This is a genomic window from Rhodoferax sp. WC2427 (assembly GCF_040822085.1).
In the GTDB taxonomy this organism is placed as follows: Bacteria; Pseudomonadota; Gammaproteobacteria; order Burkholderiales; family Burkholderiaceae_C; genus Rhodoferax_B.
In genome coordinates, this window is record NZ_CP162006.1 from 1,984,310 (window position 1) to 1,998,292 (window position 13,983).

The 13,983-nt window shown below is 64.7% G+C and carries 12 protein-coding genes; 2 read left to right on the plus strand and 10 right to left on the minus strand.

The annotated features are described in order from the left end of the window. Positions 1 to 32: 32 nt before the first annotated feature. The 10 genes from AB3G31_RS09410 to AB3G31_RS09455 form a co-directional block, all read right to left on the minus strand. On the minus strand, positions 33 to 1,331 hold the full coding sequence (locus AB3G31_RS09410) for a TRAP transporter large permease (RefSeq protein WP_367849916.1): 1,299 nt from the start codon (positions 1,329 to 1,331) through the stop codon (positions 33 to 35). Continuing rightward, on the minus strand, positions 1,328 to 1,807 hold the full coding sequence (locus AB3G31_RS09415; protein ID WP_367849917.1) for a TRAP transporter small permease: 480 nt from the start codon (positions 1,805 to 1,807) through the stop codon (positions 1,328 to 1,330). Before AB3G31_RS09415 ends, AB3G31_RS09410 begins: the two co-directional genes overlap by 4 nt. Before the next feature lie 15 nt (positions 1,808 to 1,822). Further along, a complete protein-coding gene (locus tag AB3G31_RS09420) occupies positions 1,823 to 2,833 on the minus strand; it encodes a sialic acid TRAP transporter substrate-binding protein SiaP (protein ID WP_367849918.1) in 1,011 nt (336 codons plus the stop codon). A 43-nt stretch (positions 2,834 to 2,876) separates the two neighbouring features. Then, entirely contained in the window at positions 2,877 to 3,791 is a 915-nt protein-coding gene (locus AB3G31_RS09425; RefSeq protein WP_367849919.1) for a dihydrodipicolinate synthase family protein, read from the minus strand. Then, positions 3,781 to 4,557: a GntR family transcriptional regulator gene (locus AB3G31_RS09430; RefSeq protein ID WP_367849920.1), complete on the minus strand. Its 777-nt coding sequence runs from the start codon at positions 4,555 to 4,557 to the stop codon at positions 3,781 to 3,783. Before AB3G31_RS09430 ends, AB3G31_RS09425 begins: the two co-directional genes overlap by 11 nt. A 93-nt stretch (positions 4,558 to 4,650) precedes the next feature. Next, on the minus strand, positions 4,651 to 6,069 hold the full coding sequence (locus tag AB3G31_RS09435) for a gamma-aminobutyraldehyde dehydrogenase (RefSeq protein WP_367850316.1): 1,419 nt from the start codon (positions 6,067 to 6,069) through the stop codon (positions 4,651 to 4,653). 61 nt (positions 6,070 to 6,130) lie between these two features. After that, positions 6,131 to 6,931 carry an ABC transporter permease gene (locus tag AB3G31_RS09440; RefSeq protein WP_367849921.1) on the minus strand — a complete coding sequence of 267 codons (801 nt, stop codon included), beginning with the start codon at positions 6,929 to 6,931 and terminating at the stop codon, positions 6,131 to 6,133. Then, on the minus strand, positions 6,921 to 7,874 hold the full coding sequence (locus tag AB3G31_RS09445) for an ABC transporter permease (RefSeq protein WP_367849922.1): 954 nt from the start codon (positions 7,872 to 7,874) through the stop codon (positions 6,921 to 6,923). Before AB3G31_RS09445 ends, AB3G31_RS09440 begins: the two co-directional genes overlap by 11 nt. Next, positions 7,867 to 8,865: an ABC transporter ATP-binding protein gene (locus AB3G31_RS09450; RefSeq protein WP_367849923.1), complete on the minus strand. Its 999-nt coding sequence runs from the start codon at positions 8,863 to 8,865 to the stop codon at positions 7,867 to 7,869. Before AB3G31_RS09450 ends, AB3G31_RS09445 begins: the two co-directional genes overlap by 8 nt. A 32-nt stretch (positions 8,866 to 8,897) precedes the next feature. Then, positions 8,898 to 10,049: an ABC transporter substrate-binding protein gene (locus AB3G31_RS09455; protein ID WP_367849924.1), complete on the minus strand. Its 1,152-nt coding sequence runs from the start codon at positions 10,047 to 10,049 to the stop codon at positions 8,898 to 8,900. 225 nt (positions 10,050 to 10,274) lie between these two features. Between AB3G31_RS09455 and AB3G31_RS09460 the strand changes: the two genes are divergently transcribed. Together AB3G31_RS09460 and alaS are read left to right on the plus strand one after the other, a co-directional pair. Next, complete coding sequence (locus AB3G31_RS09460) at positions 10,275 to 11,204, plus strand: LysR family transcriptional regulator (RefSeq protein WP_367849925.1); 930 nt, start codon at positions 10,275 to 10,277, stop codon at positions 11,202 to 11,204. A 72-nt stretch (positions 11,205 to 11,276) separates the two neighbouring features. Then, a complete protein-coding gene (alaS, locus tag AB3G31_RS09465; protein WP_367849926.1) occupies positions 11,277 to 13,901 on the plus strand; it encodes an alanine--tRNA ligase in 2,625 nt (874 codons plus the stop codon). The last annotated feature ends 82 nt before the right edge of the window (positions 13,902 to 13,983 follow it).

Below are 13,983 nucleotides of genomic sequence, written 5' to 3' on the forward strand. Positions count from 1 at the left end.
CCGGATTATAGGGGCCATAAACCCCTGGTGTCCTAGTGTGTGACGTAGCCCATGGTCTGCGGCAGCCAGAGCACGATCTGGGGGAAGAAGGTCATGGCGAGCAGCAGGCACAGCAGCATGAGCAGGAACGGCCATCCCTCTTTCATCATCTCGCCGATTGGAATGCCGGTGAGCGCCTTGGTGACAAACAGCAGCATGCCAAACGGCGGGTGGATCAGGCCAATCATCATGTTGAGCACCACCAGCACCCCAAAGTGCACCAGATCCACGCCCAGCAGCTTGGCGGCGGGCAAGAGCATGGGCACGAAGACCAGCAACAGCACCGACACATCCAGAAAGCAGCCCAGCACCAGGAACATCACGTTCACCAGCAGCAGAAACTGGATGCGCGACAGGTGCATGCCGTCTACCCACATCGCCATGCTTTGGGGCACTCCCTCGGCGGTGAACGCGTAGTTCAGCATGAAGGAGCCCGCCAGGATCAGGGTGATGACGGCGCTGCCGCGGGTGGATTCCATCACCACAGCCCAGAAGCTGCGCCAGGTCAGCGCCCGGAACACCACCGCCGCCAGAATGAGGGCATGGAACGCGGCCACAGCGGCGGCCTCGGTGGGGGTGAAGGCCCCCGAGTAAATGCCACCCAGCAGCACGATCGGCATGGACAGGGGCAGGGCACCACGGAAGATCAGGCCCGCCCATTCGGAGCGCGGCACGGGTTCGTCGCGCGGCATATTGCGTTTGACGGCGATGATGTGCACCACCCCCATCATCAGCCCGGCCATCAGAAAGCCCGGCACCACGCCGCCCAGAAACAGCGCGCCCACCGACGCGCCCGATACCAGCGCATAAATGACCATCGGAATGCTGGGCGGGATGATGGGCCCAAGCGTGGCGCTGGCCACCACTACGGCACCGGCAAAGCCGCGGGTGTACTCGGGCTTTTTCAGCATCTGGCGGATGGTGACCAGGCCCGGCCCGGCGGCATCGGCAATGGCGCTGCCGCTCATGCCCGAGAAGATCACGCTGACCAGAATGTCCACCTGCGCCAGGCCACCGCGCATGCGGCCCACCAGAATGCGGCAGAAGTCAAAAATCCGCTCGCTCACTGTGCCCGCATTCATGATGTTGGCGGCAAACACAAACAGCGGCACCGCCAACAGCACATAGCTGTTGTACAGGCCGTTGCCTACCTGCTCGGCCACCAGGCCCACATCCTGGCCTTTGGCCAGCAGGTAGGCAATGCCGGCGGCCAGCATGGAAAAACCGATGGGCATACGCAGCAGCAAGCCGCCCACCAGCACGGCAACGAGGATCCAGATTCCAGAGGTCATAGTCGTAACTCCGCTTCCAAGCCAATGCCGCGCACGGCGTTCCAGATGGCCCAGGCGCTGCGGATGACCAGGGCGATCAACAACAGCACGAACGGCAGAAAAATCCACATGAAGGAGACGCCCAGCACTGGCGAGCCTTCGCGGGACATGAAGTGCACATAGTCCCAGCTGGCCGGAATGGCCACCAGCGACAACCCACCCAGCATCAGATTGCCCACGATGCGCATCACCTGGCGGGTGCGGTAGTTCACGCTGTTCCACAGCAGGTCGAACACCACGTGCTCGCGCTCGGGTACCACGGTGGCAGCGGCCCAGAGGATGACCCAGACGTACAGAATCACGGCGGCCTCATCGGTCCAGGGCAGCGGCTTGTTGAAGCCGAAGCGCGCCGTGATCTGGACGATGAAGACGACGAACAGCGTCAGAAAAAGGCCGCCACCCAAAATGTTGGCGGCCTGTTGCAATCTGCGTAGCATACGGGTGGCCGTGGCTTACTTGGTCGCGTTGATGCGGTCCAGCAAGCCCTTGGGCCAGACCTTGGCGTAGTCCGAGGCCTGGTAGGTGGCTTGCACCGACTTGCGAAACGCCTCGACATCGGGCGTATTGACCTGCAGGCCCTCTTTCTTGAAGAACTCCACCAACTGGCTCTCTTCCTTGAGCCGGTTTTCGTTGTTATAGGCCGCTGCAGCCTGGGCGGCGGCGGTGACCTTTTGCTTCTGCGCTGCGGTCAGGGCATTGAAGCTTTTGGTGGAGATCGCAATGAAGATGCCGTCCACCAGGTGGCTGGTCATCACGATCTGCTTGGTCACCTCGTAGAACTTGGCGGCGCGTACCGAGGGCAGCGGGTTGTCCTGGCCGTCAATGGTGCCGGTTTTCAGGCCCATGTAGACCTCGCCAAAAGCCAGCGGTGTGGCGGTGGCGCCCAGTGCCTCGCCCAGGAACAACCACTCCTTGGAGCCGGGCATGCGCAGCTTCACGCCTTTGAGGTCGGCAGGGACTTTGACTGGCTTGGCTTCGCGCAGGTTGATCTGGCGGGTGCCCAGGTAGACGGTGGCCAGCGGGGTGATGTCCATCTTTTCAGATACCAGCTTGAACAGCTCGGCACCGATAGGGCCGTTGAAAATTTTCTGCTGCTGCTCAGGGTCGCGCACCACGTAGCCCGCGGTGAAGATGGAGAACTCGGGCACCAGTTTGGCGATGTCAAAGGCCGAGATGCTGGACAGCTCCAGGTTGCCGCGCGCCATGGCTGTAGGCTCCGTCCCTTGCTTGAAAAGCGTGGCGTTCAGGTTGATCTGCACGTCAAATTCGCCGGGCGCGGTCTTTTCCAGCTGCTCTTTGAACACGGTCCACATCTTGGCGTGCCAGTCGTCCGGCACGGCGGGGGTGGAGATGCGCAGCACCGTCTTGGTTTGCGCCAAGGCTGGCAGAGTGGGCAGGGCGCTGGCGCCCAGGGCGGCTGCAGCGCCCAGCAGGGTGCGGCGGTTCAGGATGGATGGGGTCATGGTTGTCTCCTTGGGATTATTTGAAATGTCGGCCAGCGGGCGGTTACACGTGGTCCAGCGCCGCGCCCAGTGCCCGGTAACCGTCGCGCACGGTTTGCAGCTCGTCGCTGTCCAGCGGGCTCAGGGGCGCACGCATGTGCAGCCAGGCTGCATCGCCGGTTTGCTCGGCCAGCATGGCCTTGTAGACGCCCACGAAAGGCATCCCCGGTTTGGCCGACAGCAGGGCTAGGAGGTCAGTGATCAGCTTTTCGTCGGCAGCGGCCACTGCAGCGGGCGCGTCCATCACCCGGCGCATCAGGCGCGGAGCGATATTGGCCAGTCCATTGATGGAGCCAGAACCGCCCTGGCACAGGGTGGGGGCCACGTGCAGCTCGGCACCTACCAGAATGGCCAGCGCCGGGAAGGCCTGGGCCAGCGCCAGCGAATGCGCCAGGTCGCCGCTACTGTCCTTCACGCCCACCACCTGCCCGGGGTGGCGCTGCACCAACTCGGCAATGGCGGCGTGCGAGAAGCCGAAGGTGCTCATGAAGGGGAAGTGGTAGAGCAACAGCTTCAGGCCGTCGTCGCCGATGCCGCGCACCACCTGCGACACGGATTCCACAATGCCTGCATCGCGCGGCTGGTTGAAGAAGAACGGCGGCATCAGCATCTGGCGGTGCACACCCAGGCGGCTGGCGTGCTGGCCCAGCGTGATCGCGTCGCCCAGGGCCAGCGCAGTGATGGTAACGATGACCTGGTCGGGCCGGATGCCGCTGCCCAGCATGGATTCGAGCAGGCCGGTGCGCTCGGCAATGGTGAAGGCCGGGCCTTCGCCGGTGGTACCAAACAGGGTGATGCCGTCGCACCCGGCTTGCAGCATGCGCTGGGCGTGGGCGACGGCGCGGGGCGTGTCGAGTGCGCCGGTGGGGCTGACGGGTAGCAGCAACGCAGGCCAGAGGCCATGGATATCAGGGTTCAAGAGGTGCTCCTTGGGGTTGGGTAGGGGTACGGGGGAGGGTGTTGGCTGCCGAAGGCCGGTCGCTGCGCATCGGCTCCAGGGGGGTGTCAACCACGCGGCTGCGGGCGCTGTGGATGTGGGCCTCCAGCAGTTCGACCGCCAGCGGGGCATTGCGGCTGCGCAGGGCATCGATGAAACGCAGGTGCTCCTGCATGGCGGGAATCAGGCGGCTAGGGGTGATTACGCTGTGCTCCAGCTTGATCAGGCGCACGCGCAGGCTGTTGACGCGGTACATCTCGGAAATGATGTCGTTGCCCAGCGCGTCCACCATGCGGTCGTGCAGGCCCCAGTCCACGGCCTGGGCATCGTCGAGCAGGCGGTGGTCGTCCAGTGCATTGGAAGCATGGGCTCGCTCCAGGATCTGCCGGTGGCTGGCCTCAATGGCGGCCAGCTCCTCGTCGCTGGCGCTGTGCGCAAAGTGCCGCACCGCTTCGCACTCGACCATGGAGCGCACCTGGAAGGCATTGCGGATCAGTTTCAGGTCTACCGGCGTGACCTGCAGGCCGCGCTGGGGCACGGTCTTCAGCAGGCCGCCCGCTTCCAGTCGGGGAATCATCTCGCGCACTGCACCCAGTGGCATGTCCAGCAGCAGCATCAATTCGCGCTGCGAAATGAACTGCCCCGCGCGGATGCCACCCGTGAAAATCTGTTGCGTGAAGCCCTGGTAGGCGCGGGCACGCTGGCTCGTCATGTTGGCATACATCGGGGGGGTGGCGGGCTGCGTCATGGGTGACATGTTAGCTCGTTCGCAGCACCCGGCACCCCAGACAAACCCTGTGTTGGGCGGGTCTGGGGTGATCTACGGAAACAGAATCCGGACCTAGCCCGCGTGCTTCACCATGACATGCCGCACGCAGCTGTAGTCTTCCAGCGCGTAGAGCGACATGTCTTTGCCGTAGCCCGAATGTTTCATGCCGCCATGCGGCATTTCCGACACCAGCATGAAGTGGGTGTTGACCCAGGTGCAGCCGTATTGCAGGCGCGAAGCCACCTGCATGGCCAGGCCAACATCGCGCGTCCAGACCGAGCTGGACAGGCCGTATTCAGAGTCGTTGGCCCAGGCGACGGCCTGGTCCACATCTTTGATGCGGGTGACGGACACCACCGGGCCAAAGACTTCGCTGCGCACGATTTCATCGTCCTGCCGCGCACCGGCCACCACGGTGGGCTTGTAGAAAAAGCCCTTGCTGCCCCAGGCGGCGCCACCGGTGGTCACTTCCACATGGGGCAACTGCGCGGCGCGGTCGACAAAGCTGGCGACGCGGTCGCGCTGGCGTGCTGAGATCAGCGGGCCCATTTCCACGCCCGGCTCCTGCTGCGTGCCCACCTTGATGCCGGAGACGGCGCTGCTCAGGTCGGCCACCAGCCGCTCGTAAATCTTTTCGCCCGCGTAGATGCGGCAGGCGGCGGTGCAGTCCTGCCCGGCGTTGTAGTAGCCAAAGGTGCGCAGGCCTTCGACCACGCTGGGCAGGTCGGCATCGTCGAGCACGATCACCGGGGCTTTGCCGCCCAGTTCCAGGTGGGTGCGTTTGATGCCACGGGCGGCGGTTTCCATGATCTTGCTACCGGTGGAGACATCGCCCGTCAGCGACGCCATGCGGATGCGCGGGTCGCGGATCAACGGGGCACCCACCGTGTCGCCCCGGCCACAGACGATGTTGACCACACCCGGCGGCAAAATGTCGGCCAGCACCTCGCCCAGGCGCAGGGTGGTCAGCGGCGTGTTTTCCGAGGGCTTGAGCACCACGGTGTTGCCCATGGCGATGGCCGGGCCCAGCTTCCAGGCGGCCATCATCAAGGGGTAGTTCCAGGGGGCGATGGAGGCGACCACGCCCAGCGGATCGCGCCGCACCATGCTGGTGTGCCCGGCCAGGTACTCGCCCGCCAGCGGCCCCGACAGGTTGCGCAGTGCCCCGGCAAAGAAGCGGAACACGTCGGCAATCGCCGGTATCTCGTCGTTGCGCGCAGCGCTCAGCGGTTTGCCGCAGTTCAGCGACTCCAGCGCGGCAAATTCATCGCCGTGGGACTCAATCGCGTCGGCGATCTGCAGCAGGTAGGCGCTGCGCTCACGCGGGGTGAGTGCGGCCCAGGCCGGAAATGCCTGGCTGGCGGCATCCACAGCCAGGCGCAACTGGTCGGCGCTGGCTTCGCGCACTTCGCACAGCACTTCGCCGGTGGAGGGGTTGAGCACGTTTTCCGCGCGGCCTTCGCCGGTGACGGTGCTGCCGTTGATCAGCAACTGGGTGGGAAATCGTTGTACGGCCATGGTGGAGCTTCCAGGAGGTGGGTGGAGGGGTAAATCATTGCGCGCCGGGGCTGGTGTCGGTGTCGCGGGTCAGCCGCCAGGCCAGCAGGATCAAGGGCATGGTGAGCAGCATCACGGCCATGGCGACCACATTGGTTACCGCCACTTCGCGGGGGCGGCTCAACTGGTTCAGCAGCCACAGCGGCAGGGTCTTCTCGCTGCCAGAGGTAAAGGTGGTGACGATCAGCTCGTCCACCGACAAGGCAAAGGCCAGAATGCCGCCCGCCAGCAGCGCCGTGCCCAGCTGGGGCAGGATGATGTAGCGCAGGGTGGTCAGGGTGTCGGCACCCAGGTCCATCGAGGCCTCGACCAGCCGCGCAGGCAGGCGGCGCAACCGGGCGACCACGTTGTTGTGCACCACCACCACGCAAAATGTGGCGTGGCCCACGGCAATGGTCCAGAAACCGGGGTTCACGTCCATCAGCTTGAAGGCCGCCAGCAGGGCCAGGCCGGTGACGATGCCGGGCAGCGCAATCGGCAGGATCAGCAGGGTGGTGAAGCCGTCCTTGCCAAAAAAGCGGTCGCGGTTCAAAGCTGCCGCCGTCATCGTGCCCAGCACCATGGCGACCAGGGTGGCCATGGCCGCCACGCCCATCGACAGGCTGATGGCCTGCAGGATGTCTTCGCGCTCCCAGGCGCGGGCGAACCAACGCAGCGTGAGCCCGCGCAGCGGGAAGCTGTAGCCGCCGTCATCGCTGTTGAAGGCATACACCACGATGAACAGCAGGGGCAGGTGCAAGAACGCCAGCCCCGCATAGGCCGCCGCGCGCAGCAGGTGTGCGGATTTAAAGCGCATTGAAGGCCCCGAGTCGGCGTGCCACGCCGAGGTAGAGGGTGATCAGCACAATCGGCACGCAGGTAAAAGCCGCCGCCATCGGCAGGTTGCCAATCGTGCCCTGCAAGGTGTAGACCATGCTGCCGATATACAGGCCGGACGGGCCCACCAACTGCGGGATGATGTAGTCGCCCAGGGTCAGCGAGAAGGTGAAGATCGAGCCCGCCACCACACCCGGAAATGCCAGCGGCCAGAGCACGGTGCGAAAGGTTTGCCATGGTTTGGCCCCCAGATCGGCCGAGGCCAGCAGCAAGTTGCCCGGCACGCGCTCAATGGCGGCCTGGATGGGCAGCACCATGAACGGCAGCCAGATGTAGGTAAACACCAGAAACCGCCCCAGGTTCGAGGTGGCCAGTGTCTCACCGCCGATGGCCGGGATGTTCAGCACCGCCTGCAGCACGCCGCGCAGGCCCAGGTGGTCCAGTACCCAATAGACCACGCCCCCCTGCGCCAGCAGCACCGTCCAGGCATAGGCCTTGACGATGTAGCTGGCCCACATGGGCAGCATCACGCCCACGTAGAAAAAGCCTTTTTCCCAGCCCCTGGCGTAGTGGGCCATGTAGTAGGCCATCGGGAAACCCAGCACCACTGTGCCCAGGGTCACGGCCATGGCCATGGACAGGGTGCGCAGCACGATGTCCAGGTTGGCGGCGACCAGCAGGTCCTGGAAGTTTTGGCTGGTCAACTCGGGCGTGACCGACATGGCCAGGTCGTCGAAGGTGAATACGCTTTGTACCAGTAGCGTGAGCAGCGAGCCCACGTAAACCACGCCAAACCACAACAGCGGCGGAGTCAGCAACAGCAGCAGCGTGAGGTTGCGGCGCTGGTACAACAGGTTAGACAGGCGGCGGCGCAGCCCGCCCTGGGTGGCCGCCAGCGGGGGCATGGCGAGGGTCTCAGGCATCCAGCGCCACCATGTGCTCTGGGGCCCAATGCAGGGCCAGTGCGCCTCCTGGCGCGGTGTGGGCCGCCAGAGCGCTGGCGGCCTCGTGGTCCTGCTGCAGGGCGGTGATCATCTGGTCGCCGACCTGGATTTCCAGGCGCTGCGCGGCCCCCAGAAACTGCACCGCCACCAGCGTGCCTTCCACCTGCAGGCGGCCCGCTGGCGCGGCGGCTCCTGCGGCGGCGACGGTGATGTGCTCCTGGCGCACGGCAAACGCCTGGCTGGTACCGGTAATGCGCTGCGCCAGGGCGGCATCCACCACATTCGCGCTGCCCACAAAGTTGGCCACAAAACGGGTGCGCGGCTGGCGGTAGAGCTCGCGCGGCGTGGCGATCTGCTCGATCTGCCCGCGGTTGAAGACGGCGATGCGGTCGGACATCGACAGGGCTTCGCTCTGGTCGTGTGTTACGTACACAAAGGTGATCCCCAGCTTGCGGTGCAGCACTTTCAGCTCCACCTGCATTTGCTCGCGCAGCTTCAGGTCCAGCGCGCCCAGGGGTTCGTCCAGCAGCAGGATGCGGGGCCGGTTGACCAGTGCGCGGGCCAGCGCCACCCGCTGGCGCTGGCCGCCGGAGAGCTGGGCCGGGGTGCGCAGCGCGTGGTCGGGCAGGGCCACCATGTCGAGTGCTTCGCGGGCCTTGGTGTGGCGCTGCGCCAGGGGCATCTTGCGCACCATCAGTCCGTAGGCCACGTTGTCCAGCACGTTCATGTGCGGAAACAGGGCGTAGTCCTGGAACACGGTGTTCACGTCACGCGCATAGGGCGGCGTGCCCGCGGCTTCCTGGCCAAACAGTGTCAGGCTGCCGCTGCTGGGCTGCTCGAAGCCCGCCATCAGGCGCAGCGAGGTGGTTTTGCCGGAGCCCGAAGGCCCCAGCATCGAGAAGAACTCGCCCTCCTGCACCGTGAAGCTCACCCTGTCCAGCGCCTTGACGCTGCCGTAGTGGCGCGACACGCCGCTAAAGGCTATGGCCTCCTGCCCCACCTTCAGCGTCCGCCCATGATGGCGATGTAGTCCATGGTCCATTTGCCGTATGGCACGCAGCTGCCCTGGGTGCTGCATTTGGCCTGCGGTGTTTTCCAGAACTTGACCTCGGTGAACCGGTCGTAGCCGTTGTCTTTGCAGAAGTCGCTGCCGCCCGGCGCCTTGGCCTTGCAGGCCGCGCCCACCACCGGGTTGGCGCCGAACCACTCGGCCAGCGGGGCCTGTACCTTGTCGCTCAGCGAGTACTCCATCCATTTGTAGGCGCAGTTGGGGTGCTTGGCGTTGGCGTGCAGCATGGTGGTGTCAGCCCAGCCGGTGACCCCTTCCTTGGGGACAGTGGAGGCGATGGGCTTCTTTTCGGCCTGCAGCGCGTTCACCATGTAGCCCCATGAGCCGGAGGCCACCACGCCTTCGTTCTTGAAGTCGTTCATCTGCACCGTGGAGTCGTGCCAGTAGCGGTGCGTCAGGGCTTTCTGGCCGCGCAGCAGCGCCAGTACGGCGGCGTACTGTTTGTCGTTGAGCTCGTACGGGTCCTTGATACCCAGCTCGGGCTGTTTGCCCATCAGGTACAGCGCGGCATCTGCGATGTAGATGGCGCCGTCATAGGCCTGTACCCGGCCCTTGTTGGGTTTGCCATCGGGCAAGACCGTGGGCTCAAACACCACCGACCAGGACTTGGGGGCTTCCTTGAACACGCTGGTGTTGTACATCAGCACATTGGGGCCCCACTGGTAGGGCACGCCGTAGTGCTTGCCGCCCACTGTATGCCAGTCGGCGTTTTGCAGGCGCGCGTCCACGTTTTTCCACGAGGGCACCAGGGCCGGGTTGATTTCCTGCACCAGCTTGGACGCTACCAGCCGCAGGCTGGCATCGCCCGAGGCCGTCACCAGGTCGTAGCCGCCCAGTTTCATCAGCGACACCATCTCGTCCGAGGTGGCGGCCGACTTGGCGTTGACCTTGCAGCCGGTGTCCTTTTCGAACGCGGTCACCCAGTCGTAGTTCTTGTCGGTTTCGCCGCGTTCGATGTAGCCCGCCCAGGCAATGATGTCGAGGCGACCTTCGCCCTTGCCGATGGCCGTGGGTGGGGCGGCCAGCACGGAGGCGGCAGCGGCGACGGCCAACAGGCCGGTAGAGATCACGCGGGTGGTGGACATGGGGAATTTCCTCACTTTGGGGTTCGGGCTATGGAGCTAAGCCATCTTAGGAGCCGGTACCAGCCCGAGCCATACCCCCGCGCCAATACAATCCATCGGTAAAACAGAAACCTCGTACCCCTTTGCGCCAAAATAGTGATTTACCCTAGGTTCCACGCGGGTAGGTAGCCCGGTTTTCCATCGGAATCGCCCAAAACGGTGTCTATCTTGTGAGTATCCCGCCCCATGAGCACCTCCTTCAAGAGCATTCGGTATTTCATAGCGGTGGCCGAATCGGGTTCGATAACGGCTGCGATCCACGACCTGGGCGTGTCGCAGTCGGTGGTGTCGCAGGCCATCGCCCAGATCGAGGCAGACCTGGGCACGCTGCTGTTTGACCGGCGTGCGCGCGGCATGTCTTTGACGCACGCGGGCCACCAGTTTTTGCGCCACGCCCACCAGATCGAGGTGGCCATGCGCAACGCCCGCGATGCCCTGTCGTCGCGGCCGCACACCGTCACCGGCAGCCTGAACATCGGCGTGACCAGCCTGATGGTGGGCTACTACCTGCCGTTTTTGCTGGACCGGTTTCGCCGGGTGTTTCCGCGCATCCAGGTGCAGATCACCGAGGACCGGCGCGATTACCTGGAGCACCTGCTGGTCAGCGGCGAGCTGGATGTGGCCCTGATCGTGGTGTCGCAGTTGCAGAATCCCCGCGCCCTGGCCACCGAGACCATTCTGCGGTCGGGCTGGCGCGTGTGGTGCCCGGTGAACCACCGCCTGGCCAGCGAGGCCAAGGTCGAGGCCGCCGACCTGGCCCAGCAGCCCCTGGTGCTGCTGCAGGTGGACGAGCTGGGCGATGCCACCACCGCGCTGTGGAACACCGGGGGGGCCGAACCCAATGTGCTGATCCGTACCTCGTCGGTCGAGGCGGTGCGCAGCCTGGTGGCCACCGGCGCGGGCTGCTCGGTACTGCCCGACATGCTGTACCGCCCCTGGTCGCTGGAGGGCGACCGCATCGAAGCCCGGCCCCTGGCGCACAGCCTGCCGCTACTGGAAGTGGGGCTGGCCTGGCGCAAAGGGGCGGTTCTGGGCGAGCCGCTGCGCAACTTTCTGACGGCGGTGCGCCCCACGCTGGACGGGCACCACACCGGGGCCCATGGCTTGCCGCGCTGATAGCCGGGACGCGCCAGGTACACGGCGATAATAGAAGGCTCCATCGACCCACTTGCCCGAAGAATGAACGACATGACCCAGCCCGTTTTCACCGTTGCCGACATCCGCAAGACCTTCCTCGACTTCTTTGCCTCCAAGGGCCACACCGTGGTCGCCAGCAGCTCGCTGGTGCCGGGCAACGACCCCACGCTGATGTTCACCAACTCCGGCATGGTGCAGTTCAAGGACGTGTTCCTGGGCACCGACAAGCGCCCCTACGTGCGCGCCGCCTCGGTACAGGCCTGCCTGCGCGCCGGTGGCAAGCACAACGACCTGGAAAACGTGGGCTACACCGCCCGCCACCACACCTTCTTCGAGATGATGGGCAACTGGAGCTTTGGCGACTACTTCAAGCGCGAATCGCTGAAATGGGCCTGGGAACTGCTCACCCAGGTCTACAAACTCCCGCCTGAGCGCCTGCTGGCCACGGTGTACGAAGAAGACGACGAAGCCTTCGACATCTGGACCAAAGAGATCGGCCTGCCGCCCGAGCGTGTGATCCGCATCGGCGACAACAAGGGCGGCCGCTACAAGAGCGACAACTTCTGGATGATGGCCGACACCGGCCCCTGCGGACCCTGCAGCGAGATCTTCTACGACCACGGCGACCACATCGAAGGTGGCCCCCCAGGCAGCCCCGGTGAAGACGGCGACCGCTTCATCGAGATCTGGAACAACGTGTTCATGCAGTTCAACATGGCCGAGGACGGCTCGGTCACGCCGCTGCCCGCGCCCTGCGTGGACACCGGCATGGGCCTGGAGCGCCTGGCCGCCATCCTGCAGCACGTGCATAGCAACTACGAAATCGACATCTTCGACGCGCTGATCAAGGCTGCATCGCGTGAAACGGGTGAGGCAGACCTGGGCCACAAGAGCCTGCGCGTCATCGCCGACCACATCCGCGCCACCTCCTTTTTGGTCAGCGACGGCGTGATCCCCGGCAATGAAGGCCGCGGCTACGTGCAGCGCCGCATCATCCGCCGCGCCATCCGCCATGGCTACCTGCTGGGCCAGACCAAGCCCTTCTTCCACAAGCTGGTGCCCGACCTGGTGGCCCTGATGGGTGCGGCCTACCCGGCGCTGGCGGCGCAGCAAGAGCGCATTGCCGAAGTGCTGAAGGCCGAAGAAGAACGTTTCTTCGAAACCCTGGCCATGGGTATGGAAATTCTGAACGCCGCGCTCACCGACGGCGTGCAAGTGCTGCCCGGCGACGTGGCCTTCAAGCTGCACGACACCTACGGCTTCCCGTTGGACCTGTCGGCCGACGTGTGCCGCGAGCGCGGCCTGTCGGTGGACGAGGCCGGTTTCACGGCCGCCATGGAAGCCCAAAAAGCCAAAGGCCGCGCGGCAGGCAAGTTCAAGATGGACCGCGCGCTGGAATACACCGGGGCCGACAACGCCTTCGTGGGCTATGAGAAACTCGAAGCTACTGCAAAAATCGTAGCGCTCTACGCTGATGGAACCAGCGTAGCCGCCCTGAAAGTAGGCCAAACCGGCACCGTGGTACTGGACACCACGCCGTTCTATTCCGAATCCGGCGGCCAGGTGGGCGACGAGGGCGTGATCACCAGCGGCTCGGCCCGCTTTGCGGTGGGCGACACCCAAAAGATCAAGTCCGATGTGTTCGGCCACCAGGGCACGCTGGAGGCGGGCACGCTGAACGTGGGCGACACCGTCACCGCCAGCGTCAACACTGCTTTGCGCGCCGCCACCCAGCGCAACCACTCGGTCACCCACCTGATGCACAAGGCCCTGCGCGAAGTGCTGGGCACCCATGTGCACCAAAAGGGCAGCCTGGTGAACGCCGAACGCACCCGCTTCGACTTCACCCACAACGCCCCGGTCACCGACGCGCAAATTTTGCAGATCGAGCAAATAGTCAACGCCGAAATCCTGGCCAACGCCGCCACCCACGCCGAGCTGATGGACATCGAATCCGCCCAGAAGACCGGCGCGATGATGCTGTTTGGCGAGAAGTACGGCGAAATCGTGCGCGTGCTCAGCATCGGCAGCACGCAAGAACTCTGCGGCGGCACCCACGTGCAGCGCACCGGCGATATCGGCCTGTTCAAGGTGGTTGCTGAGGGCGGTGTGGCCGCCGGCATCCGCCGTATCGAAGCCATCACCGGTGAAGGCGCGCTGGCCTACCTGCAAGACCTGGAGTGCACCGTCACCCAGGCCGCAGGCAGCTTCAAGGTCCAGCCCGCCGAGTTGCAAGCCCGCGTCACGCTGGCGCTGGACAACATTAAGGCGCTGGAAAAAGAAGTCGCCCAGCTCAAGGGGAAGCTGGCTTCCAGCCAGGGTGACGAGTTGGTCAATACCGCCATCGACATCAACGGCACCAAGCTGCTGGCCGCCAAGCTCGAGGGTGCCGACACCAAGACCCTGCGCGACACCATGGACAAGCTCAAAGACAAGCTGAAAACCGCCGTCATCGTGCTGGCCGCGGTAGACGGCGACAAGGTGCAAATTGCGGTGGGCGTGACCAAGGACAGCGTCGGCAAGGTGCAGGCCGGAGCCCTGGCCAACTTCGTCGCCAGCCAGCTCGGCGGCAAAGGCGGCGGCAAACCCGATATGGCCATGGCCGGTGGCACCGAGCCCGCAAAATTGCCTGCGGCGCTGGCGTCCGTTCAAGCCTGGGTGGCTGAGCGACTGTAAATCAGCTTGCTCTTAAAAAGAGAGCTGCCCGTGCTTATCTAATAAGCGCAGGCAGCTCTTTTTGCTTTAAAGATGGTGGACT

What these genes read in the sequence shown, in the direction of transcription:
- AB3G31_RS09410 (WP_367849916.1), bottom strand. Translation starts at nt 1,331, where the DNA reads ATGACCTCTGGAATCTGGATCCTCGTTGCCGTGCTGGTGGGCGGCTTG.
- AB3G31_RS09415 (WP_367849917.1), bottom strand. Translation starts at nt 1,807, where the DNA reads ATGCTACGCAGATTGCAACAGGCCGCCAACATTTTGGGTGGCGGCCTT.
- AB3G31_RS09420 (WP_367849918.1), bottom strand. Translation starts at nt 2,833, where the DNA reads ATGACCCCATCCATCCTGAACCGCCGCACCCTGCTGGGCGCTGCAGCC.
- AB3G31_RS09430 (WP_367849920.1), bottom strand. Translation starts at nt 4,557, where the DNA reads ATGACGCAGCCCGCCACCCCCCCGATGTATGCCAACATGACGAGCCAG.
- AB3G31_RS09440 (WP_367849921.1), bottom strand. Translation starts at nt 6,931, where the DNA reads ATGCGCTTTAAATCCGCACACCTGCTGCGCGCGGCGGCCTATGCGGGG.
- AB3G31_RS09445 (WP_367849922.1), bottom strand. Translation starts at nt 7,874, where the DNA reads ATGCCTGAGACCCTCGCCATGCCCCCGCTGGCGGCCACCCAGGGCGGG.
- AB3G31_RS09455 (WP_367849924.1), bottom strand. Translation starts at nt 10,049, where the DNA reads ATGTCCACCACCCGCGTGATCTCTACCGGCCTGTTGGCCGTCGCCGCT.
- AB3G31_RS09460 (WP_367849925.1), top strand. Translation starts at nt 10,275, where the DNA reads ATGAGCACCTCCTTCAAGAGCATTCGGTATTTCATAGCGGTGGCCGAA.
- alaS (WP_367849926.1), top strand. Translation starts at nt 11,277, where the DNA reads ATGACCCAGCCCGTTTTCACCGTTGCCGACATCCGCAAGACCTTCCTC.